The sequence below is a fragment of the Marinobacter algicola DG893 genome, from assembly GCF_000170835.1.
Taxonomy (GTDB): domain Bacteria; phylum Pseudomonadota; class Gammaproteobacteria; order Pseudomonadales; family Oleiphilaceae; genus Marinobacter; species Marinobacter algicola.
Genome location: NZ_ABCP01000036.1, coordinates 1 through 24,791, shown reverse-complemented (window position 1 = coordinate 24,791; position 24,791 = coordinate 1). Strand labels below are relative to the sequence as shown.

At 59.1% G+C, this 24,791-nt stretch carries 13 protein-coding genes; 9 read left to right on the top strand and 4 right to left on the bottom strand.

What is annotated here, in order from left to right; translation table 11 throughout:
* Window positions 1–70 precede the first annotated feature (70 nt).
* The 4 genes from MDG893_RS16485 to MDG893_RS16470 form a co-directional block, all read right to left on the bottom strand.
* Window positions 71–2,287, bottom strand: a complete 2,217-nt coding sequence (locus MDG893_RS16485; protein WP_007154954.1) for a glycosyltransferase — start codon at window positions 2,285–2,287, stop codon at window positions 71–73.
* Complete coding sequence (locus MDG893_RS16480) at window positions 2,284–3,342, bottom strand: lysylphosphatidylglycerol synthase transmembrane domain-containing protein (RefSeq protein ID WP_007154953.1); 1,059 nt, start codon at window positions 3,340–3,342, stop codon at window positions 2,284–2,286. The genes MDG893_RS16485 and MDG893_RS16480 overlap by 4 nt, the downstream gene beginning before the upstream one ends.
* A gap of 65 nt (window positions 3,343–3,407) precedes the next feature.
* Complete coding sequence (locus MDG893_RS16475; protein ID WP_007154952.1) at window positions 3,408–4,442, bottom strand: DUF6160 family protein; 1,035 nt, start codon at window positions 4,440–4,442, stop codon at window positions 3,408–3,410.
* 162 nt (window positions 4,443–4,604) lie between these two features.
* Complete coding sequence (locus MDG893_RS16470) at window positions 4,605–5,270, bottom strand: GntR family transcriptional regulator (protein WP_007154951.1); 666 nt, start codon at window positions 5,268–5,270, stop codon at window positions 4,605–4,607.
* A 345-nt stretch (window positions 5,271–5,615) separates the two neighbouring features.
* On the opposite strand from MDG893_RS16470, the gene bamE reads away from it, so the two are divergent.
* From bamE to MDG893_RS16425, 9 genes are all read left to right on the top strand, one after another.
* Window positions 5,616–6,053 (top strand): outer membrane protein assembly factor BamE domain-containing protein, encoded by a 438-nt coding sequence (gene bamE / locus MDG893_RS20535; RefSeq protein ID WP_007154950.1) that lies wholly within the window; start codon window positions 5,616–5,618, stop codon window positions 6,051–6,053.
* 112 nt (window positions 6,054–6,165) lie between these two features.
* On the top strand, window positions 6,166–15,141 hold the full coding sequence (locus MDG893_RS16460) for an Ig-like domain-containing protein (RefSeq protein ID WP_007154949.1): 8,976 nt from the start codon (window positions 6,166–6,168) through the stop codon (window positions 15,139–15,141).
* Window positions 15,138–16,412, top strand: coding sequence for a TolC family protein (locus MDG893_RS16455; protein WP_040474706.1), 1,275 nt, complete (start codon window positions 15,138–15,140; stop codon window positions 16,410–16,412). The genes MDG893_RS16460 and MDG893_RS16455 overlap by 4 nt, the downstream gene beginning before the upstream one ends.
* On the top strand, window positions 16,409–18,571 hold the full coding sequence (locus MDG893_RS16450; RefSeq protein WP_007154947.1) for a type I secretion system permease/ATPase: 2,163 nt from the start codon (window positions 16,409–16,411) through the stop codon (window positions 18,569–18,571). Before MDG893_RS16455 ends, MDG893_RS16450 begins: the two co-directional genes overlap by 4 nt.
* A complete protein-coding gene (locus tag MDG893_RS16445; RefSeq protein ID WP_040474705.1) occupies window positions 18,564–19,754 on the top strand; it encodes an HlyD family type I secretion periplasmic adaptor subunit in 1,191 nt (396 codons plus the stop codon). The genes MDG893_RS16450 and MDG893_RS16445 overlap by 8 nt, the downstream gene beginning before the upstream one ends.
* A gap of 154 nt (window positions 19,755–19,908) precedes the next feature.
* Complete coding sequence (locus MDG893_RS16440) at window positions 19,909–20,868, top strand: TAXI family TRAP transporter solute-binding subunit (RefSeq protein WP_007154945.1); 960 nt, start codon at window positions 19,909–19,911, stop codon at window positions 20,866–20,868.
* The gene (locus MDG893_RS16435) at window positions 20,837–21,400 is read left to right on the top strand and encodes a DUF1850 domain-containing protein (protein ID WP_157132863.1); all 564 of its coding nucleotides are present in this window, start codon (window positions 20,837–20,839) and stop codon (window positions 21,398–21,400) included. Before MDG893_RS16440 ends, MDG893_RS16435 begins: the two co-directional genes overlap by 32 nt.
* Window positions 21,397–23,436, top strand: a complete 2,040-nt coding sequence (locus MDG893_RS16430) for a TRAP transporter permease (RefSeq protein WP_007154943.1) — start codon at window positions 21,397–21,399, stop codon at window positions 23,434–23,436. Before MDG893_RS16435 ends, MDG893_RS16430 begins: the two co-directional genes overlap by 4 nt.
* A 232-nt stretch (window positions 23,437–23,668) precedes the next feature.
* Window positions 23,669–24,718 carry an alkane 1-monooxygenase gene (locus MDG893_RS16425; protein WP_244264444.1) on the top strand — a complete coding sequence of 350 codons (1,050 nt, stop codon included), beginning with the start codon at window positions 23,669–23,671 and terminating at the stop codon, window positions 24,716–24,718.
* The last annotated feature ends 73 nt before the right edge of the window (window positions 24,719–24,791 follow it).

The window sequence follows — 24,791 nt, the reverse complement described above, 5'->3', positions numbered from 1 at the left end:
GGTCCTTCAAAGTACGCTTTTCCAGTCTAAACCGATCATCTCCGATGTTAAAAGCGGCGCGATGGGTCGCTCAGCGGGACGCGGATCGAGCCAGTGTCAGGGCGTAGATTTCCCGCATATCCCGGGCGAACTGCTCGACGGAATAGTCCGCCGCGAATGCCAGTGCGTGGTCGGCCAGTTCCTGGCGCAGAGCGTCGTCCTCCAGCAACTGCTGCACGTGGTCGCACCACTGGTCCTGTTTCTCCGGCGTCTTGAAGCCGTTATAGCCGTGACGAACCACATCCTCTATGCCACTGGAACGCACCGCCACCACCGGCAACCCGGCAGCCATGGCTTCCAGGATCACCATGCCCTGGGTTTCCGATTTAGAGGCGAACAGGAAGGCATCGCCCAGGTGATACCAGGTGGCCATTTCGTCCGGCGGAATGGAGCCGACGAGCGTAAAGCAATCCTGAAGCCCCAGTTCATCAATGCGCTGCTGCAGCCGTTCATGCTGGTGCCCTTCGCCAATCATCAGGAACCGGAAAGGGCGGTCGGTGCGACGGCGAAGCGCTTCAATGGCATCGATCATGAAATCGATGTTCTTCTCATTGGACAGTCGCGAGACGCTGACAAAGACGGTTTCATCGCCGATGCCCAGGGAGCCCCGCAACTTGCGAACGTCGCTGTCGTCCACTTCCTGGAACCTCTGGTACTCAATGCCTGTTGGCTGCACGAACGTGGGGCTTTTCACGCCGATCATCCGCAGGTATTCCTCGGTAGAGTATGTGGGCACGATCACGCCGTCGCATTTGTTCGCGAAGCGCTTGATCAGCTCGTGGGAGATCAGGTTGCGGAACAGATTGCCTGGCAGCGGCACGAAGTGGGCGTAGTGCTCAAGGCGGGTATGGTAGGTGTATACCGCCGGCACCTTCAGGCGTCGTGCCACAAACAGCCCCAGCGATCCCAGCCAGATGGGGTGGTGAAGGTGGATGATGTCGGGTTTGAACGCTCTCACCTGTTTCCGGATTCTCGCCAGGAAGATATTGGCAAGGCGAAACTCCCGCTTCTCCCCCATGGCTAGCAGAGACGGCACCCGCACCACGTTGGTCTCCTCCTGTGGCTGGTCCCGATAGCGGGGGCTCACGATCAGGATGATATCGCCCAGGGCCTCCAGGCCTTTGCGCAGGCGTGCGATGGAAATGGGCACGCCGCCAATGAACGGCAGGTAGTTGTTGGTGAACATGGCGACCCGCAAGGGTTTTGACAGCCAGGGCTGGGGGTCCAGGTCATAATCCGGGTAGTAGTCCTTCGCCACGAAAATGGCGGTGTACAGCTTGGTGCTGATCAGCACGAACACTGCCACCAGCAGAATGAAGTTGATGTAGCCCACATAGAACAGCGAGTAGATAAAGAACCACAGGGATTCCAGGGTGCTCAGCACGGGATGTTGCCTGGCCTGAAGCCGCACCAGGGAATGGCTGATCTGACCATCGTCACTCACATCCACCCGAACGTAGTGGTAGAAGCTGGTGTCGTTGTTGAGAACCAGTCCGCCGGCGCCACCGGTGGTGATGAAGCGTGTATCACCCTCGACCTGATCGGCATACAGCGACAGGTTTGCTGAGAACACCATATCCACATCATGGCGGTCGATGGCGTCCATCAGGGCGCTTCGAAATTCCGGGGGTTGCAGGAAGTCATCATCCTGCTCGAAAGGGGCTTCCTGATCCGGGTGGAGCAGGGGGTGACCGATGAAGAGAAAGCGCAGCCGGTTGGGCTCCTGGCTTAGCAGGTCATTCAGCCAGCGGATCTGCCATTGCCAGGGCGTCTTGCCGGTGCTGTCGAGGAAAATCAGCCGGGCGCCGCCGGCCTTGATGCTGAAGAAGTGAGGGCCGAAGTGGTCGTAAAACCGGTAACTGCCAAAGTTCTCGTACTCGTTTTCACCGAAGGTCAGCAGGTAGGGAATGTCCAGGTGGGTCAGCGAGCCCTGGATAGCCCGGTACTTGTCTTCCCCGCCGCCACTCACCGCGTTACCGGCGGACACCATAAAATACACGCCGGACTGGTTGAGCGCCGGTATCATGCGTTCCTCGAAAACACCCACGGAATTGTTGATATTGCCCACAACCGCAAAACTGAAACCGCCGTCATCAGAGAGCATGTCATTGATACGGGCAACCTGTTCCGTATGCAGGGCCTCGAAATCCGGCTCAAACAGGTTCAGGTAGGCCTTGTACCCGATCAGCAACACAACAATCGTCAGGCTGATGTAGAACAGCACTTTTAACGGGTGACGTCGTGTCATTGGGATACCTTCCTGTTTCTCACCAGTTCCCGCTGCATTATCACCAGGCCTGCCAACATGCCGAGATAGATGGTGATGAATCGCCAGCTAATGGTCACCAGTACCAGGTGGTTGGCGGTGAGAATGTCCCGGAAGAAGCTGCCGAACACCCCTTCCGAAATGCCAGATGCACCGGGTGTGGGTGAAAAGTACATCACAAAGGTGGTGACCACCAGCAAGCCGGTGCTCACCAGATAGTCTACCTCGTAATCCAGTGCCGAGATCAGCAGCGCCGGAAAACTGAACAGACTGAGTAGGAACACGAAGGTAAATAGCACCGATAGCGCGACGAACCGCTTCGGGCCGTTAAGGTAATCTCCGAAGCTGTGGGAAAAGCGCAGCATCTCCCGCTTGGCCTTGAACTGCCAGCGCTGATGACGGCGTTCACCAATCAGGTGAAACCGGTGCAGCGTGCTTAAAAGCCGGCCCAACGGCGCAATCAGCCATCGGGTACGGAACAGCACCACCATGAAAAAACCGAGATACAGGGCAATCAACACGGCGAGCACCGGCCCCAGTTCGCCGACCAGGGGCTGGTTATCCAGGGCATCCAGCGTCAGCAGGAATATGGGAGTCAGAGAAAAGATAAAGATCACCGCAATCACGGTGCGAATGGTGGTGGCGGCGGTGGCGCGGCCCACGGGGACCCCGTGCCGCTGGAGGTACCAGATCTGCGCGAAGCCGCCCCCGGTGGCCATGGGCGTCACGTTGGAGAAGAACAGGTTAATGAACACCAGGCGGAAAATCGCCGGGAAGGGCAAACGGTGCCCCAGTGCCCGAAGGGTGAAGTGAAGCCGCAGTCCGTCGGCCGCAAAGTAAACAACCAGCAAGGCAAAGATGGAAACAAGCGCCTGGGGTGAGACCAGTCGTTGATCGAAGGTGACGCTGCGACCGGCAAACTGGTCGTACACTGCGTAAAGTCCGGCGGCGGTCATGGCGATAAATATCAGGCTGAAAACAGTAAGCCTGCGCCAGGACGCGCGCTGCTGATAATCTTGATCCGGGATATTGGTCATGGACTGCCCGCCGTTAAGAGACGGGCAGTTTACTGTTGGTGGCGGGGGGCTTGTCCAGTGTCCTGCTAGTGGCCATACACCATCATAGTGGTGTTTTTAATGGCAAAATCCGTGAACTGCACCGAACCGATGCTGGTGCCACCGACTTTGAACACCGGCATATCGATGTCTGCCCGGAAGTCCACCTCATGGATGGAAAGGCCTTCCTTGCCAGACGCGGCACTGGTGCCCCGGGAAAGCTTTGCAGTGGCGCTCGCCATCCCGAAGTGGCCAAGGGTGTCATCGCCCCGGCGGTTGTGGATCTGCAGTCCTTCAATACCGACGGCGGCAAAGTTGAACAGCAGGATCACGTCGGCAGCGTCCCAGTCCAGGCTACCGTCGGTAATCTCGAAATGGGTATCCAGTTGCAGTTCCGAGCCCGACACCACGTTGCCATTGGCCAGCGTCCGGGTGTTGTTACCCTGGTTGCGAATTACCAGATCAGTTGGGCCGATATAACCCTGTAGCATGACGTTGGAGAACAGGCTGGCTGTACCACCGGAGCCCGTCGCTTCAATACTGTCTACGGCCAGTTCGAAATCCACGGCCTGCAGGTAATCGTCGAGACTGGCGGGGTTGCCGTAATCTGTGGCCCCCAGGTGAATCACCAGGTCACCGCTGTCGAACTGTTTACCGTAACCCCCACCCACGGCGTAACGGGCAAGGGCATCGGCCACGTCCGGATTGGAAACATCCAGAAGGCCAGCGTTGGCGCGGCGAGCGATCTCGGAGAAGCCGTATTCAAGCACCTCATCCTGGCCGGCAATGTCCAGCGTCAGCTTGAGGTTGTCCAGCACTGTATCGTTGTGCCCTGAAAGACGAATACCGTTGACGTTCAGTGAGCCTTCATCGGTCCAGCTCAGGCGGTCCATCTCAATCTTCGTTTCCATTTCGATGGTGACACCGGTCTGGCCGGTAACGTTGCCCAGACTGCTGTCATCCAGTGGACGGAAGTCAGCCATTACCGGTAACGACAGGCTGGCGGTCAGGCTCAGGGTAAAAAACCTGCACAGGGCAGGCTTGAATCTCTCCAGGCGCTTGCAGGCGTTTCGACGTGTCATGGTGGCCCCGATCGTTGTTGTTATGCCGGCTTCAGGCCGGTCTCAGTCGTTGTGTAGCCGCAGGGGACAGCCTAACCAGCGCAGCGGACTTATGAATTTGTTACAGACTGTTACGATAGGCGGGATAGGGAAGGGTGTCTGTGAGTTGAGTCACAGACCCGGTCAGGCCGAAGAGGCCAGCGCCTGCTGGATAAGCGCTTTTTGATGGGCGCCGAAATCCGCCACCAGTGCTTCGGATTCACCGGCATCCCGCGCCAGGATGGCCTTCTTCAGGTTGGTAAAGAAATGTCCGGTGCGATCGAGATCCTGCCGGTACCGATCCGCGCTTAAATAGTAGGCCCGGCTGACGGCCGGTTTGAAGTTGGTCAGCGCCTCGGTGAGGTAGGGGTTACCCACCACCTGGCAGCAAACATCCATCACTTCAAAGCTCGCTTCCACAATGGCCGTGATATTGGCGTCCTTGCGCTGCATCTGTTCAGTGACGTGACCAACTGCCGATAATAAGGCTGTTTTGTCCTCTTCCCGCCAACGCTCACACAGGCGCTGGGCCAGCATGATCAGCAGATGCATATAAACGTCGTAGAGCTCTGAGGCATGCGCCGCATCAAGTTTGGTGGCCGACGCGCCCCTACGAGGGGTAATTTCAATCAGGTGCCAGCGTTCCAGGGTGTAAAGGGCTTCCTTCACTGACGCGCGGCTCACCTTGAGCTCTGTTGCGGTGGTCGCCTCCTGTAATCGCTCCCCGGGCTTTATCTGCCCTGTCATGATGCGTTCGGCAAGGTAATTGGCAATCTGTTTGGCTAGCGTGTTGGGGATCTGGAAATCCATATATAGAGGGCCTTTGTATCTCTCAGGCGTATAACGTGGCTTCTATATTAATGGTGTGACGGATGACTTAATACAGCGTATCGAGAGTATTTGTCAGGGAATGTGGAGACAGGCTCTGCACCGCGCATCATAGAACCGGGTTAAACCGCGCAGGCTTACGTTGATGCAACTTCTGATTTGGTAGAAATGATATTTACTGCTAGCTTGATTCTAGTGAATCGTTTTTAATCTTTAAACGTTAATTGGTCTGTTTCATGACGCTTGTCATGCAAATCAATGAAGCGTTATGGATCAGTAAGCTGACGTTTGTGCTTCTGAGGGAAGCTGGGCAGCAAGGAGGCACGGATGAGCCCCATGAGATTTATGCCTGTTTCTAGAGTGATCGCGAGCCTTTTTGCGATTCTCTCGTTTTCAGCAAGTTCCACGGAGTTACCTTTCCCCGACGAAAACGTCCAACCTACCGAGCTGGGCGAAAAGTCGATACGCATAGGGCGTGATTACAGCATCCTGAATCTCGGGAATATCTCCTCTGGGATGTCTGGCAGTCAAGTAGAGGCGGTGTTAGGGCCGCCCTCCGACCGTACCTCTCACGGCGATCTTTCCCACTGGCACTATAACGTCAACTTCCCCATCGCGGGCGGCGCCAGTCAGTTGGTCTGTCAATACAAAATTGTTTTCACGCCTGGAGGCGAGGTCTCGTCGACCCACTGGCGCAGACACACTTGTGAGAACTTGGCTCAGACATTGATCGCCACGCCACCTGCGGAGGTGACGCCGCAATGATAGCAGAGGGCTGCGGCGAGTCGACGGCGGATCTTCTTAAGCAGTGTAAGAGTTAGAAAGTGCGGCCAAGGCTTTAACAGAGCGCTTAACGAGTTTGTTATTGGGGGTGAGCATGAGTGACCTGACAACGGTGATGGTGACCAGCAAGGAAACTGGTCAGAGCTCAGAAGTAGAGCTCAACGCCTTGGACAACCCGACTAACAGTGTCATAACGCTTTCGGTTGGCCCCGAGGAAATTGCCTCCATTGACGCCCGTGCAGATGACTTGCTGGTCACCCTCACGTCGGGAGAGTCGATCGTCGTCGAGGGGTTTTTCGCTCCTGGTGACGACCAGAGAAACGAACTGGTTCTCAAAGACTCCAGCGATATTTTTTGGTGGGGGCAGTACGATTCGCCCTGGTCTGAGTTTTCCTTTGCTGAGATAAACGTTGGTGAAATTGCGATTGCGAGTGCCGGTGATGGATCCGGTTGGTGGCTGCTGGCCGGGATTGGCGGGGCTGCCGCGGTAGCCGGCGCAGTAGCTGCTGGGTCCTCTGGTGGATCTTCATCTGGCGACCCCATAGACGATGGCGTTCCTGACGTATCCCGGGCCAGCGTTAGCGATACTGGTGACCAGGTTAGCGGCATTGCTGAACCGGGTAGCACCGTGGTCGTCGCCTATGCCATCAGCGGTATCGAGCTGGGCAGGGCTGCCGTCGGTAGCGATGGTCGATACAGTGTCACCTTGAAAGAGCCGCTAACCAACGGCGAAGTGATGGTTGTTACTGCCATCGATCGGGCCGGCAACGTGTATGCCCAAACCACAGTTACCGCGCCTGACATGACCGTTCCGGATAGCCCGAGCGTCAGTTTTAATGACGCCGGTGACGAAATTAGTGGTACCGCCGAACCCGGCAGCGTCGTCACTGTCAGTGATGGTAATGGTAGTGAACTTGGCAGTGCCACTGTTGGCGATGACGGTCAATACAGTATCAGCCTGGATGAACCGTTGACCAAAGGCGAAAGTGTTGAGGTCACCGTTACTGATCGGGCGGGCAACGTGTCTGCGCCGGCCAGTGCAAATGCTCCGCATATTCCGACGATTGATACAGCCACTGACAATGCCGGTGTTGTGACGGGTGATCTACCGAGCGGATCGAGCACCGATGAGACCACTCCGGTCTTAAGTGGTACTGCCGAAGCGGGCAGTACGGTGACAGTGTTCCTGGATGGTAACGCGATCGGTACGACGGTAGCGGATACCGGGGGCAACTGGAGTTTTGAAACGCCGGCCCTGGGCGAAGGTGGCCACAGCTTCACAGCCACAGCGACGGATGGGGCTGGGAACGAATCACCCGTCAGTACGACGTTCGACCTGACCGTGGACACGGTTGCCCCGGATGCGCCGACGCTGGCGCTTGCAAACGACACCGGCGCAGACGGCGATGGCGTGACCATCGACGGCATGGTCACGGTCGGTGGCCTCGAGCCGGGCGCCACCTGGTCGTATTCCACCGACGGCGGTGCGACCTGGAACGAGGGTACCGGCACTGGCTTCGAGCTTGCGGCGGGCCAGTACGCCGAAGGCGATGTGTTGGCGCGCCAGACGGATGAATCGGGTAACACCAGCGATAACGGCAGCCTGATCGGGGTGACCGTGGACAACACCAGCCCTGGAGGTGCGGACGGCACGGATGCGCCCACGCTGCTGATCCCCGAAGCGGACAACGGCTTCATCGGCAACGATGAGCTGGGTGATGGCATCCAGGCGGTGGTCAGCCTGACGGTCGGCACCGAGGAAGGGGACACCGTCAGGGTTACCCTGACCGATGGCAACGGGGTTGATCACACGTTCGAGCACCTGGTGACCGGGGCAGACCTGATCGCCGGCGACGTGGCTCTGGATCTGACAGGCCCGTTTGCCGAAGGGCTGTCGAACGCCGTGGCGGTGATTACCGACGAAGCGGGCAACGCCTCGCTGGCCTCCAACGAGGTCACCTTCACGCTGGATACAACGGTTCCGGAGGCGGGCGCTAACAGCATCGCCTTCGAGGATGGTGGTGATGGCCTGTTGGGAACCGCCGACGCGAGCGCCGTCAGCCTGAACGGCCAGGTGGAAGCGGGCGCGACCGTTGACAGTATCGAGATCACCGACGGTGTATCCGCCATTGTCACGGTTGCTGCCAGCGCGATCAGCGTCGATGGCAGCGGCAACGTCAGCGTGACCGGCCAGGATCTGAGCGGACTGGCTGATGGTGAACTCACCGTGACCATGACGGTGACGGACGAGGCTGGCAACAGTGGCTCGGTAGTGAGTACCACCACGCTGGATCAGACGGCTCCGTCCGTGGGCGTGAACCCCCGGACCACCAACGACACCACACCGGCGCTGACCGGCACGGTGGACGACGCAAGTGCCGACGTCACCGTGACCGTGAACGGTAACGACTACAGCGCCACCAATAATGGCGATGGCACCTGGACCCTGGCCGACGACACCGTGCCGGCGCTGGGTGCCGGGGATTACACCGTCACGGCAACCGCCGTTGACCCGGCGGGTAACGAAGGGTCAAACACCGGCACCCTCACCGTGGATACCTCCGTGCCGGCGGTGACCTTCGACCGGTTGTCCACGAACGACACGACACCGGCATTGAGCGGAACGGTGGACAATGCGACCGCCGACATCACCGTGACGGTGGACGGTAATGACTACAGCGCCACCAATAATGGCGATGGCACCTGGACCCTGGCGGATGACCAGTTGCTGTCCCTGGCCGAGGGTGATTACACCGTTGAGGTAACCGCCACGGGTGCGTCGGGCAACGTCGGAAGCGTCAGCGGCACGCTGACGATTGATACCACGGCGCCGTCGGTGACCGTTGATCCGGCCGGGAATGGTGACCTGACCGGCACGGCGGAGCCGGGCAGCACGGTGAACATCGACACGGATGGAGACGGTGCGGCGGATTATACCCTCGAAGCCGATGTGGATGGCCTCTGGTCGGTGACGCCGGATACGCCCTTGGCCGATGGTACCGACGTCAGCGTGACAGCCACCGACGAGGCCGGTAACACCAGTGACCCGGTCACGATCACCGTGGACACCGTAGCTCCGGATGCCCCGACGTTGGACCTTGCAAACGACACCGGCGCAGACGGCGATGGCGTGACCATCGACGGCACCGTCACGGTTGGTGGCCTGGAACCGGGCGCCACCTGGTCGTATTCCACCGACGGCGGTGCGACCTGGAACGAGGGTACCGGGAACGGCTTCGAGCTTGCGGCGGGCCAGTACGCCGAAGGCGATGTGTTGGCGCGCCAGACGGATGAATCGGGTAACACCAGCGATAACGGCAGCCTGATCGGGGTGACCGTGGACAACACCAGCCCTGGAGGTGCGGACGGCACGGATGCGCCCACGCTGCTGATCCCCGAAGCGGACAACGGCTTCATCGGCAACGATGAGCTGGGTGATGGCATCCAGGCGGTGGTCAGCCTGACGGTCGGCACCGAGGAAGGGGACACCGTCAGGGTTACCCTGACCGATGGCAACGGGGTTGATCACACGTTCGAGCACCTGGTGACCGGGGCAGACCTGATCGCCGGCGACGTGGCTCTGGATCTGACAGGCCCGTTTGCCGAAGGGCTGTCGAACGCCGTGGCGGTGATTACCGACGAAGCGGGCAACGCCTCGCTGGCCTCCAACGAGGTCACCTTCACGCTGGATACAACGGTTCCGGAGGCGGGCGCTAACAGCATCGCCTTCGAGGATGGTGGTGATGGCCTGTTGGGAACCGCCGACGCGAGCGCCGTCAGCCTGAACGGCCAGGTGGAAGCGGGCGCGACCGTTGACAGTATCGAGATCACCGACGGTGTATCCGCCATTGTCACGGTTGCTGCCAGCGCGATCAGCGTCGATGGCAGCGGCAACGTCAGCGTGACCGGCCAGGATCTGAGCGGACTGGCTGATGGTGAACTCACCGTGACCATGACGGTGACGGACGAGGCTGGCAACAGTGGCTCGGTAGTGAGTACCACCACGCTGGATCAGACGGCTCCGTCCGTGGGCGTGAACCCCCGGACCACCAACGACACCACACCGGCGCTGACCGGCACGGTGGACGACGCAAGTGCCGACGTCACCGTGACCGTGAACGGTAACGACTACAGCGCCACCAATAATGGCGATGGCACCTGGACCCTGGCCGACGACACCGTGCCGGCGCTGGGTGCCGGGGATTACACCGTCACGGCAACCGCCGTTGACCCGGCGGGTAACGAAGGGTCAAACACCGGCACCCTCACCGTGGATACCTCCGTGCCGGCGGTGACCTTCGACCGGTTGTCCACGAACGACACGACACCGGCATTGAGCGGAACGGTGGACAATGCGACCGCCGACATCACCGTGACGGTGGACGGTAATGACTACAGCGCCACCAATAATGGCGATGGCACCTGGACCCTGGCGGATGACCAGTTGCTGTCCCTGGCCGAGGGTGATTACACCGTTGAGGTAACCGCCACGGGTGCGTCGGGCAACGTCGGAAGCGTCAGCGGCACGCTGACGATTGATACCACGGCGCCGTCGGTGACCGTTGATCCGGCCGGGAATGGTGACCTGACCGGCACGGCGGAGCCGGGCAGCACGGTGAACATCGACACGGATGGAGACGGTACGGCGGATTATACCCTCGAAGCCGATGTGGATGGCCTCTGGTCGGTGACGCCGGATACGCCCTTGGCCGATGGCACCGACGTCAGCGTGACGGCCACGGATGAAGCTGGAAATACCAGTGACCCGGTCACGATCACCGTGGACACCGTAGCTCCGGATGCCCCGACGTTGGACCTTGCAAACGACACCGGCGCAGACGGCGATGGCGTGACCATCGACGGCACCGTCACGGTTGGTGGCCTGGAACCGGGCGCCACCTGGTCGTACTCCACCGACGGCGGTGCGACCTGGAACGAGGGTACCGGGAACGGCTTCGAGCTTGCGGCGGGTGAGTACGCCGAAGGGGAGGTACTGGCACGCCAGACGGATGAATCGGGTAACACCAGCGATAACGGCAGCCTGATCGGGGTGACCGTGGACAACACCAGCCCTGGAGGTGCGGACGGCACGGATGCGCCCACACTGCTGATCCCCGAAGCGGACAATGGCTTCATCGGCAACGATGAGCTGGGTGACGGCATCCAGGCGGTGGTCAGCCTGACGGTCGGCACCGAGGAAGGGGACACCGTCAGGGTTACCCTGACCGATGGCAACGGGGTTGATCACACGTTCGAGCACCTGGTGACCGGGGCAGACCTGATCGCCGGCGACGTGGCTCTGGATCTGACAGGCCCGTTTGCCGAAGGGCTGTCGAACGCCGTGGCGGAGATCACCGACGAGGCGGGCAACGCCTCGCTGGCCTCCAACGAGGTCACGTTTACGCTGGATTTGGATGCCCCGGATGCTCCGACGATTGATTCCGCCGCTGACGATACCGGTGATGTGACGGGTGGTCTACTGAGTGGGTCGAGCACCGATGAGACCACTCCGATCTTAAGTGGTACTGCGGAAGCGGGCAGTACGGTGACAGTGTTCCAGGATGGTAACGCGATTGGTACGACAGTGACGGATACCGGGGGTAACTGGAGCTTTGAAACACCTGCCCTGGCGGAGGGCGGCCACAACTTCACGGCCACCGCGACGGATGTGGCAGGCAACGAATCACCAGTCAGTAGCGCGTTCGACCTGACCGTGGACACGGTGGCTCCGGATACGCCGACGCTGTCTCTGGCGAACGACACGGGCACAGACGGCGATGGTGTGACCAGTGATGGTACGGTCACGGTCGGCGGCCTGGAATCCGGAGCCACCTGGTCGTACTCCACCGACGGAGGGGCCACCTGGAACGACGGTACGGGGAACGGCTTTGAGCTTCCGGCCGGCGAGTACGCCGAAGGGAATGTGCTGGTACGTCAGACTGATGGGTCGGGCAACACCAGTGGCAACGGCAGCCTTATCGGGGTGAATGTGGACACCACGGTCCCGGTTGTCGGCGATGCCCTTAATGCTGTTTCGGAAGAGGGCCTGCCGGGTGGCGAGCCGGATAATACCGGCACGCCCAGTGACACCGGGAACTCCGCTACTGTGGGCGGCACTTTGTCTATTACGGAGGACACTGGCATCTCCGAGGTCTCGGTCAGCGAGCCTCCACCGGTTACCGCCGGTGGGGAGGCCGTGTCCTGGCAGGGCGCGTTCTCGGGAGACACCTATACGTTGACGGGTTCTACCGTCAGCGCTGGTACCGTTGCTACCCTGACGTTAACAACGGCGGGCGCATACAGTTTTACGCTGGAGGCGCCGCTGGACCACCCCGGCGAAGGTGTTGAAGATGTCCTGACATTGAACTTCGGCGTCAGTATGACGGATGCCGCAGGCAATACCAGTGAAGATGGCACGCTGGCCGTAAATGTCGAGGATGACATGCCGGTGGCGGCAGACCCGGTATTATTCAATATCACTTCTGCACCAACGACGGAGAACGGTTCGTTTGTCGAGTCGTTTGGCGCCGATGGTGGGCATATTTCCTCGGTAACGGTTGATGGCTATACCTTTGAACTCGACTCCGCGACTAATACAGTGTCGGCGAGTGGGACCACTGATAGCGTCCTGACGTTCTCTTCGGAGAACTACAACCCCACCACTGGAGAACTCACGGTCCGGACGGTCAAAGGTGAGTCGTTGGTGGTGAATATGTTTGATGGCAGTTATGAGTACACGCACACAGGCGTTTCTCAGTTGCCGGTTGAACAAATGGTCGGCCCCGAGGTGTCTTTGGGCGATTCGAATAGCCTCCTGGGGTTGGTTGGCGTAGATGCGCTAGAGCTGGTTAATTTCAGCGAGCAACAAGCGTTCGCGGCAACCGATAACAACAATGATATCGAGTCAGTTACCCTTAGCTTTACCGTTCTCAGCGTTAATTTGGGGCCCTCCGGTTTTCGAGGGTCGGAGGGCCTGGCCGAAGAGTTCGGCTTCTCTATAGAAACCGACGATCTCGGGGCGTTGTTGGGACTGACCGCGTCTATGACCATTTCAGCCGCGGACGGAGGCGCCCTCGATAATCAGCAGCTCAATGAGTATCTGGGATCAGTTTATTTCACCAATCCGGTTCTCAACGTGGGCGTGGCGCCGACACTTTCTATCGAAGCGACTGATTCCCAGAATAATACGGTTAGCGAGAGCAGTAGCGATCTTTTGGCGCTCAATCTTCTGAACGATAATTCGCCGGATTATCTGGTCGAAGGGGATGGTGGAAATAACTCACTGACTGGTACTGAGGGCTCAGATCGTTCTTATGGCTACGATGGGAACGACAGTCTCAACGGTCTTGGTGGCTCGGACATCTTGCGTGCCGGCGCTGGCGACGACACGCTCGATGGGGGAGACGGTAATGATATTCTGATCGGTGGCACCGGCGCGGATATTCTGACTGGAGGCTCTGGTCGTGATGTGTTCCGTTGGGAAGACGGTCATCAAGGGGTGGCTGGTACGCCAGTGGTCGATACCGTGGCCGACTTCAACTTCGTCTCGGTGGCTGCTGATGGCGACATACTCGACTTGACCGGTTTGTTGCAGGGTGAAGGTCGGATTGGATCGAATCCTGGCAACCTGGCGAATTATCTGCATTTCGCGTTTGATGGTACGGATACCACGATTTCCATTAGCAGTACCGGAGGGTTTCTCGGGGGCTTTAATGCTGCAGAGGTTGATCAGGAAATCGTGGTGGAAGGCGTTGACCTGATCGAGGGCGCTGCCACTGATCAGGACGTGATTGCCGCTCTGCTCAACCAGGGTAACCTTCTTGTGGACGAAGCCACGGCTGATACCGACCTGGTAGGAGGGACGACCACGGTTACTGCCGGGGTTTCGGACAGCGATGGCGACACGGCTGATGCCCAGGTGGAATTTGACAGTACTGGTGGTACACCACCGGCGCCATCGCCCGGTCAGGCTGCGCCTGTTGTCCAGGTTGACACCTCCGCGTTGCTGGGCGTCGTTGGCGTGGAAGCGCTTGGCCTGTTTAATCTCAACAATCAGGATTTCACTGCGGTGGATGCGGGAGGCAAGCTTCGCTCCGTCGAAGTGGCCTACCAACCAATACTCAGCGTCAACCTTGACGAGCAGAGTTTGACGGCATCATCGCAACTGGCAGATGAACTTGGACTGCAGTTTCGTGTGGAAAACGACCCAGGCTTGCTGGGCCTGGTTGCGCCCTCATCAGTGCTGACCATTACGGCGGCCGATGATGGTGACATCGACAACTTCGCCATTAATGAGTTCCTGGCTACCGTAAGCTTCGAGAATGGCCAGTCCCTTTTGGGTCTCGATATCGATGTGCAGGCAGACTTGCTGGCTGCCACCAGCATCACGGCCACCAATGCCGACGGCCTCACCGACTCTGCCTCGCTTGGCCAGTTGACCTCGGTCGATGTTCTGAAAACGCTTCTGGGCTCCGACGAAATCATCGAGGGCGGCGACGGTAACGATACGCTTATTGGCTCAGGAGAAGGCGAGCGCCTGTATGGCTACGACGGAAATGACGATCTTTTCGGCGGGGGTGGGAACGACCTCATCCGGGGAGGTTCAGGTAATGACACGCTGAATGGCGGCGATGGCAGCGACACCCTGATAGATGGGGCCGGCCAGGACACCTTTAACGGGGGGAACGGTGATGACTTTATCTGGACCACCAGCGATCAGTTCGCGGCGGTTGATGGTGGCGACGGCTTCGATGAGCTGATGCTTGATGGGGGTATCAACCTGGACATGACCGATCCCGGTACCGGATCTGTTACGGGTATTGAGCAGATTGATCTGGGCCAGAGTGATGGCTCCAGTACCCTGACGCTTGATAGTGCTGAACTCATCGAATTGACGGACGAAGACAACACGCTGATCGTTCAGGGCGACGAGCAGGACACCTTGAATATCGGCAGTGAGAGTTGGGTTGTGGGTGCTTCGGTCGTGCGTGGTGGCGTGACTTACTCCGAGTATTCGTTCAATGACGCCACGTTACTGGTGCAGGACGGTATTAACGTGGAGGTCTCTTGACGCCCGGGAAGAGCTTCGGTTCATTGCTCGTTGGCGTAGCCTGCATCGGCCTGCTGACGCCATCACCCTCGGAGGCCATAAGTCTGGAAGAGGCGGTATACCGAGGAATGCTTAACCACCCTTCCGTTGCCGCAGCCCGTGCCGAAGTTGAAGCTGCAGGTATAAACGTTGATATGGCTGTTGATGGCTACTGGCCGACGGTACAGGCTAGCGCCGGACCAGAGAATAGCTTGTGGGGTGAGATCGGTTACGAAGTGACTGCACGCCAGACGCTATACGACTGGGGAGAAGTTAACTCCAAGGTGGAGGGCGCGTCAGCGGTGGAGCGCCAGAAGCTGGAGGCTCTCAAGATTGCGAGTGCCGAGGCAGGTCTGGACATCATCGAGGTTTACCTGGACGTGCTGCTCTACGAGTCACGAGTGGAAGCGGTGAGACGTCATATAACGCGGCTGGGGCAACTCGCGGAGCTCAGCCATGATCGAAGCGAACTGGGGTACGTTGGTCGGTCCGAGGCGGGGCGGGCGGAGCTGGAGCTGGCCCGTGCCCGGGAACAACTGGCCGTTGAACGGGGGGCGCTCGCAGACGCCCAATCGCAGTTTCGCGAACTTGTAGGCTATGCCGCGGAAGATCTTTCCCAACCTGATCCGAAGGCCATCATTGGCTCTTTGCGGCACTCCGAAGAACTGGATAAAGCTGTGGCCGAGGCGCCGGAGTACCGGCGGGTCCGTGAAGAAGTGGATGAGGCAATTGCCCGGCGTGAAGAGTCGCGCGCAGCGCTGAAGCCCCGTCTCAATCTGGAGGGCTCATTGATGCGTCGCGAGATTGGTGGCCGTATGGAAGAGGATGCGGTGATTGCCCTGCGTTTGCGCATAGACACGTTTCAAGGGCTCTCCAATTTTCGTCGCGTGGAGTCGGCCGGCCGTCAGGTTGAGGCCGCAAGGTGGGAGCAAAGGGCGACACGCCGGGAACTGCGTCGGGAACTTACCGCCTGGTTCGAGCAACACGAGGTTCTTGGCTGGCGACTTGAATCCCTTGAGGTGCAGCTTCGTCGCGCTGAAGAGGTTGCTGAGGCGTATCACGAACAGTTCGAGGCCGGGCTTCGGGATATTGAAGATCTGCTCCCTATTCAGCGAGACATGTTTGATACCGAACGACAGATCCGTGAAGTGGAGAGCCAGAAGGTTCGTCTTCAATATCGCGTCGCTTCTCGGCTGGGCCGATTGGGTGAGGTATTGAACTCAAAGGTCGATGACGGAAACGAAGCGCTATGACAAGCAAGCAGGAACAGGTGCAACGTCCGGAAGACCCCTTAAGGGAGGGGTTGGTGGTGCTTTGTCGGCAGCTCGGTGTGACCGCCACGGTGGCCGAACTGGGTGATGGCCTGGGCCTTGAACAGGGACGACTGCCATTGGCGCTCGTCTCGCGGGCGCTGCATCGGGTTGGGGTCGAAGGGCGCGCTTTGGCGCTGCCTCTCGAACAGGTGGATTCTCGCCTTCTGCCAGCTTTGTTGATTCGGCGTGACGGCAGTACTGCGTTGGTAGTGGAGTGGCAGGAAGATGACGCGGTAATCCTGGTGCCTGAGAGCGGAGGTGGCCAAGAAAAAGTAACCCGGGACTCTCTGGCGCAGTCTTACGCCGGCAGTGCCATTGTCGCGCGGAACGCCTATAAGCCCGACCAGCGAGCAGGCGACTTCGCTCGGGAGCAGGGCGAACATTGGCTTAAGGGGCCGTTAAAACAGCGTTGGCGCACATGGGGTGAGGTTGGCCTCGCGGCATTGATGGCAAATGTGCTGGCCATATCGACGGCAATCTTCGCCATGCAAGTCTATGACCGAGTTGTGCCGACTTCCGCATACGATACGCTGTGGATCCTGGCCAGCGGTGTGGCGTTGGCGATTGTGATGGAGTTTGTGCTGCGAAGTTTGCGCGCTCACCTGCTGGATGTGACAGGTAAAGGGCTGGACCTTCAGCTCTCGGGGCTGCTGTTTGATCGAGTGATGCAACTCAAATTGGCGGCTAAGCCTGGCTCCACGGGGGCCTTCAGTTCCCAGATTCGCGAGTTTGAGGGGGTTCGTGAGTTCTTCACGTCCTCGACCATTGGAGCGATCAGCGACATGCCTTTTGTTGTCCTGTTCCTCGGCGTCATTGCCTATATCGGTGGCCCGTTGGCCTGGGTGCCGCTGGTCGCCGTGATATTGATGGTGTTGCCGGGGCTTCTGGCTCAGGGGTATCTGGCCAAGCTTTCGCGACAGAATCTGAACGAGGGCGCCGTACGACAAGGTGTGCTGCTGGAGTCCATCGAAAACCTGGAAACGGTCAAAGCGACCAGGGCCGAGGGGCGCAACCTCCGGCTTTGGGAGCACCTCTCAGCGGATCTCGCTGAGGTTGGCGTGCGGGTGCGCCGGCTCTCATCGATGCTTGGCTACGGTGCCATCATGGTGCAGCAGCTTTGTTACATTGGTGTGGTAGTGGTTGGGGTTTACCAGATCGGTGCTGGCGATATGACCATCGGTGCGCTGATCGCATGCACCATTCTTGCTTCGCGCACGGTTGCGCCAATGGCCCAGGTGGCCGGCATTCTAACAAGATGGCAGCACGTTAAAGTCGCCATGGAGGGGCTCGACGAGCTGATGACCGCGCCGGTAGAGCGTCCAGCGGGACGCGCCTTCGCACACAAGCCTTCGCTGAAGGGCCACTATCAACTGGAAGAGGTTACCTTGCGCTATGCGGAGGAGGCACCACCGGCGTTGGCCATTTCATCATTGGAGGTGCATGCCGGTGATCGTGTGGCCCTGCTGGGCGGAAACGGCGCTGGTAAATCATCGCTACTGCGCCTGATGGCCGGGCTGACCGATCCGGATGGAGGGCGTGTGGTTCTGGATGACGTTAATCTGGGCCAGATTGAGCCTGCAGATCGACGGCGCGCGATCGGATACCTGCCTCAGGATGTCGGGCTGTTCTATGGCACCCTGCGTGAAAATCTACTGCTGGACAACGCGGCCCATGATGATGCGACTTTGCATGCGGAGCTGGAAGCGGTAGGCCTGGGGCCTTTCGTGCGCAGTCATCCGCTGGGCCTGGATCTACCGATTCAGGGCAGTGGCAGTGTCTCAGGTGGCCAGCGGCAGGCGATCGGGCTGGCGCGGCTGTTGCTCCAGGACCCCCGTATCGTATTGATGGATGAGCCAACATCAGCCTTCGACCAGACCAACGAAAAGCACGTCATTGATTACCTGCAGGATTGGCTGGTGGGGCGCACTCTGGTGGTGTCGACACATAAGCGTGCGCTTCTGTCTCTGGTCGGGCGCGCTGTAGTGCTGCGGGATGGACAGGTAGTTATGGATGGTCCGGTGGGTGCCGTGGTTGATGGTAACCTGGTGCGTGCACCGAACCGCGATGCCGTGAAGAAAAGTGAGCGCCAGGATGGCTAGTCGGGATACTCAAACATTGCGCATTCTGAGTGAGCTGGGCGACAAGAGCCTTAGCCGCCATTATCGGGCCAGCCATCCGATACTATGGTTCAGCCTGTTGGTTATTGCGGTGTTTATCGGCTGGTCGGCCTGGGCAGAGGTTGACGAAGTGACTCGTGGTGAAGGGCAAGTTGTGCCTCTGAGCCGTATGCAGACCATTCAGAGCCTGGATGGCGGTATTCTGGCCGAGCTTCTGGTGCGCCGTGGTGATCGTGTCGAGCGAGGGCAGCTTCTGGTGCGCCTCGACGATACGCAGTTCCGGAGCGCCTACCTTGAGATCGCCAGTCAGATCGCTGTATTGCGCGCATCCATTGCACGATTGAAAGCCGAAGTGCTGGAGAAGAGTGAGATTGATTTTCCCGAAACACTGGACCCTGAAGGCGAACTGGTCCAGTCAGAACGAGCGCTATTTCATGCCCGGCGTGAGCGGATGCGTGAGGCGGAGCGATCAATCAACAAGGAGATGAGTCTGGCGCGTCGACAGCTGGACCTGGTAGAGCCGCTGGTCGAGCGACGTTCGGTCAGCGAAATGGAGTCTCTGAAATTGGGCCAGACCATTGCCAGCCTGGCCGGGCGGCTGGCAGAACTGCGCAACACCTATGTGCAGGATGCCTACACCGAACTGTCCGCCAAACAGGCGGAGGTGAGCTCCCTTGAACAGAAGTTGATGCAGAGGCGAGATAAGCTTGAACGTACGAACATATACTCCCCGGTGCGAGGCAGAGTGAATGACATTCTGATCAACACCGAGGGCGGAGTGATTCGGCCCGGTGAGCCGATTATGGAAATCACACCTATTGAGGGGCAATTGCTGATTGAGGCCAAGGTGAGGCCTCAGGATGTCGCCTTTGTGGCACCCGGCATGCCTGCCAGCGTGAAAATTACAGCTTATGACTACACCATCTATGGTGACCTCCAAGGTGAAGTAGAACAAATCAGTGAGGACACCATCGAAGAGGAAACGCCACGAGGCAAGGAAGCATTCTACGAGGTGCTGATTCGCACTGAGAAGGCTTATCTGGAGCGCAATGGGACAACCTTGCCGATCCGCCCGGGCATGGTGGCCCAGGTTGATATCCAGACGGGTAAGCGCACCCTGCTGAGCTATCTTCTGAAGCCGATTATCAAGGCGCGCTTATACTGAGGCATAAGCGTACCAATGGCTTCGGATAAGTCGAAGCTAACCGTATGTCCAATATCGACGCTTCTCCGAAGATTGATATACAAGCTGCTATCCTATGAAGACGTCAAAGGATCACACGTCCCGACGCTAATCCAACAAGAACGAGGTGAGTAACATGCGAAAGCTATTTCTGGCACTGGGCGCGACCGCGCTGATCGGTGTTTCTCCGGCACAGGCGGATACCAACCTCTCCATTGCCACGGGCGGCACCGGTGGTACCTATTACCCTCTCGGTGGCGGTCTTGCGGAGTTGATCAGCCAGCATATTGAGGGGTACAGCGCCGTTGCTGAAGTTACCGGTGCTTCGGTAGAAAATATGGGGCTGGTCCATCGTCAGGATTCGGATCTGGCGATTGCCCTGGCAGACACCGTCCATCAGGCCTACAACGGTGGCGATCGTTTCAACGGCAACAAGCTGGACGTGCTGGCCATTGCCTCGCTCTACCCGAACGCGGTTCAGATTGTCACCCTGGCGGACTCTGGCATTAAGTCGCTGGCAGATCTGGCTGGCAAGCGTGTGTCTGTCGGTGCGCCGGGCAGCGGTACGGAAGTGAACGCCAAGGCGCTGCTGGAAACCAACGGCATGAGCTTCGACGATTTCGACGAGCGCGGCCTGAACTTCAATGAGTCCGCGGATGCCATTCGCGATGGCGACATCGACGCTGGTTTCTGGAGTGTTGGCCCGCCAACAAGCTCTATTGTCAGCCTTGCCACCACCCGTGACATTGCACTGATATCACTCTCCGAGAAAGAGATCGCCAACGCCAGAGCGGAAGTGCCTGTGTTTGCCCCCTACAAGCTGCGTGCGGGTGCCTACGAGGGTGTTGATACGGACATTTCAACGATCGGCATTCCCAACGTCCTTACCGTCAATAGCGCTATGTCAGAAGACCTTGCCTACAAGATCACCAAGCTGCTCTTCGAAAAAGTTGAGGCTCTGAGGGCGATCCATCCGGCTGCTGACGACACCACCGTGGAGTTCAGCCTCGATTCCACACCCATTCCTCTCCACCCGGGTGCCATTCGCTACTACGAGGAAATAGGTGCAGAAGTGCCGGAGGCACTGCGCCAGTAATCGGGAACCCGTCGTCATTCGTGGGTCCATGATTTTCCGGGTCTGTTGCCTGGCCTTGTCACTGCTGTGGGGATTATGGCCCACAGCAGCCAGCGCCCAGAGCAAAGCGGTCTGGCAACTGTCGGTGTCTGATGCCAGCCAAACCTCGCTGGTTCAGCTCGGCCTGCCTGAGGGCGGGCGGTGGTGCCTGATCTGGAATCACTCGGTGCAGGGGTTTCCTGTGACGGACTGCTTTCGCATGGAAGCGGGCCAGCTGATTCTGGACAGTAGCCACACACCGGACTTTGCGGCCGGCCTTGGCCATACCCGTGGCCGGGGTACGCTGACGTCGGATGACGATCACGGCTATCGCATCGTCGATATGCAGGTACCCATACCCAATAATCGTCTCTCGCTGCGCGTTGGCGCCTTGTCGGTGAATCACCGCATTAAGGTGGATTCGCGGGTGGTGAGTCTAAGCCGTCTGGCCGCTGACAAACTCGTTGAGATTCGAGTACGGCCTGCAGGGGATAAAGGAAGAACGCTTCAATGAGTCAAGAAACGGCCATCTACCTGAAAACCAATGGCGAATGGCAGCCAACCAGAATGAGTGGGCCCAGGGCGCTGCTCTGGTTGATCGCACTGATTGGTATCGGCCTATCGCTGTTTCAGCTGTACAGCGCCGGTATTCAACCTCTGGGACTGTTCTATCAACGGGGCATTCACCTGGCGTTGGTGATGATGCTGTGCTTTCTGCTGTTTGGGCCCCGTCCCGGCCGACCCCGTGGCGTTATAACGGCATTGATTGATACTGGTTTTTTGATCGCCTCGGGAGCATCCGGTTTCTATCTGGTCTGGTTTCTCGATGAGATTACCGGTCGGGCCGGGTTCTGGAACCAGACCGATATCGTCATGGCCTGGGTATGCACCATCACCTTGCTCGAGGCCAGCCGCCGGGCGGTAGGTACCGGGCTGACAGTGATCGGTGTGATTGCCATTCTCTACGCGATGAGTGGCCAGCGTGGGCCGCTGTCAGAACTGGGGGAGTGGCTGCCGGGCATTCTCAATCATCGCGGCTACTCCCTGGACCGTATCGGTGCCCAGCTGTATCTGGGGCAGGAGGGGATTTTCGGCCTGCCGTTGGGCGTTGCCGCTACGTTCGTGTTCATCTTTGTACTGTTCGGCGCCATGCTGGAAGTGACCGGCGCAGGCCGCTTCTTCATCGATCTGGCGTTTGCGGCCACCGGCCGTCAGCGCGGCGGCCCCGCGAAGGCCGCGGTTCTGGCATCGGCCAGCATGGGGTCCATCTCCGGCAGTGCCATCGCCAACGTGGTGACCACGGGCGCGTTTACGATTCCGTTGATGAAAAAGCTTGGCTTCCGTCCGGCCCAGGCGGGCGGCATTGAAGCCGCAGCCAGTACCGGTGGCCAGATCATGCCGCCGCTGATGGGCGCCGGCGCCTTCCTGATTGCGGAATACACCCGTGTGCCGTACCTCGACATCGTAAAAGTCAGTGTGTTTCCGGCCCTGCTGTATTTCGCCACGGTGTATCTGCTCGTTCATATCTGCGCGGTGAAGCAGGGCATGAAAGGCCTGCCTGCCAGTGATCTTCCCCAGCTCCGGGAAGTGATGGCTTACGGCTGGTACTTCCTGTTGCCGATCATCATGCTGGTGTACCTGCTGGTGATGGGCATCTCCCCCATGCGGGTCGGGTTTTATGCCGTGGTCGGCATCATTGGTATCGCCGGGCTGAACGGCCTGTACCTTGCCTATAAACAGGGGCGGGCAGACAACCAGCTTGGAAAAGCCCTGACGGATGCGCTGCGTGAAGGCGTTGTAAAACTGCTGCAGGGCCTCGAACTGGGTGCCCGCAACGCGGTCCCCGTCAGCATTGCCTGCGCCATTGCCGGCATTGTGGTGGCGGTGGTCGGCCTGACCGGGCTGGGCCTCAAGTTCTCGTCAATGATGATCGCGTTCGCCGACGGCAACATTCTGATGGCGCTGTTCCTGGTGGTCATCGCCAGCCTGATTCTGGGCCTGGGGCTGCCGGTGACTGCCAGCTACATCGTACTGATCGTGCTGGTGGGGCCGGCGTTGACCAACGAGTTCGGTATCCCGCTGTTGGTCGCTCACCTGTTGGTGTTCTGGTACTCCCAGGATTCCAACGTCACGCCGCCTGTGGCGCTGGCCGCCTTCGCGGGGGCGGCGATCGCGGGCAGTAAAACCATGGAAACCAGCGTACAGGCCTGGAAGTTCGCCAAGGGCCTTTACCTCATTCCGCTGTTCATGGTGTTCAACCCCGTGATCATCGAAGGGGGGCCGTTACCACTGGTTCTCTGGAACGGCTTCATCGCCATACTCGCCCTTGCGGCCTTTGCAGCGGCGCTTGAAGGCTTTCTGTTCACTCACATGAAACCCTGGATGCGACTGGCATTGAGTGGCGCGGTGATCGCAATCTTTTACCCGGACCTGCAAGTGGAAGTCGCCGGTGTGGTCGCGATGCTGGCACTGCTGGCCATGAATTACTGGCACCGCCGCCGGGAACTGCATGGGGCCGGAGCCCCCGAAACAGAGGAGCAATCACAGTGAGATAGCGCGATTGGGGCTGTATTGATAAATGCAGTGATTAAAAAGTACCACGGTTTTCTTGACGACTGTTATATTGTAGGACAATAATGCAGTTAACAAGAAGCGATCGCCCAGATCGAAAGTAACAGCCGATGAGGGAAAACACGTGAGTACGAAACCATTGATCCTGAGCACCGAGTCCGCCCGCCGGAAAGTGCTGCTGACACTCAAGAAATACAGCTACCTGATCGCCATGCTGCCCCTGGCCCTGCCACCCCTGTTGTTGGCGGCCGGGCAAGCCACCGGATGGATCAACCTGTTCGCCTGGGGCGTGCCGGTGGTCGTCTTCGGCATCATCCCCATCCTCGACCTACTGCTGGGCAAAGACGCCCTCAACCCGGACGAGGAATCCGATACCCCACGGATGAACACCGAACGCTTCTACAAGTTCATCACCCTGGGCTGGGTTGCCGCCTTTGCGGTGTTGCTGGTGTGGAGCATGTTTGTACTGGCGTCCGGCCTGTTCAATGTGGCCGGTAGCATCGGCTGGATCTTCTCCGTCGGCATCGTTGGCGGCCTGGGCATCAACGTTGCCCACGAACTCATCCACAAAGACGGCAAACTCGAAACCTGGGCCGGCGGCTTCCTGCTGTCACTGGTCAGCTACGCCGGCTTCAAAGTCGAACACCTGCGCGGCCACCACGTTCACGTCTCCACCCCGGAAGACGCCTCGTCCTCGCGCTACAACCAGTCCCTCTACAACTTCCTGCCCCAGGCCTACGCCCGCAACTTCATCAACGCCTGGAAACTGGAAGCCAAACGTCTCGAGAAAAAAGGCCATAGCGTCCTCAGCTGGCGCAACGAACTCATCTGGTGGTACAGCATCACCGCGCTGGCCTTCACGGCCTTCACCGTCGCCTTTGGCTGGCTCGGCGCCGCGTTCTTCCTCGGCCAGAGCTTCATCGCCCTCAACCTGCTGGAGATCGTCAACTACCTCGAACACTACGGCCTCCACCGTCGCAAGCTCGAAAACGGCCGCTACGAACGCACCGGCCCGGAACACAGCTGGAACTCCAACTACTTCCTCACCAATGTCTTCCTGTTCCACCTCCAACGCCACAGCGACCACCACGCCTGGGCCAAACGCCGCTACCAGGTCCTCCGCCACCACGAAATAGCACCCCAGCTCCCCGCCGGCTACGCCGCCATGGTGGTCCTGGCCATGATCCCGCCACTGTGGAAAAAGGTGATGAACCCGAGGGTAGAGGCGTACTACGAAGGCGAAGAACACCAGTTGGCATGAGTTGAGTCGAAACAAAGACAGGAGGCACACGCCTAAAGGCGTTACCTGGAAAGTCAGATCGGTCCGAGCGGGT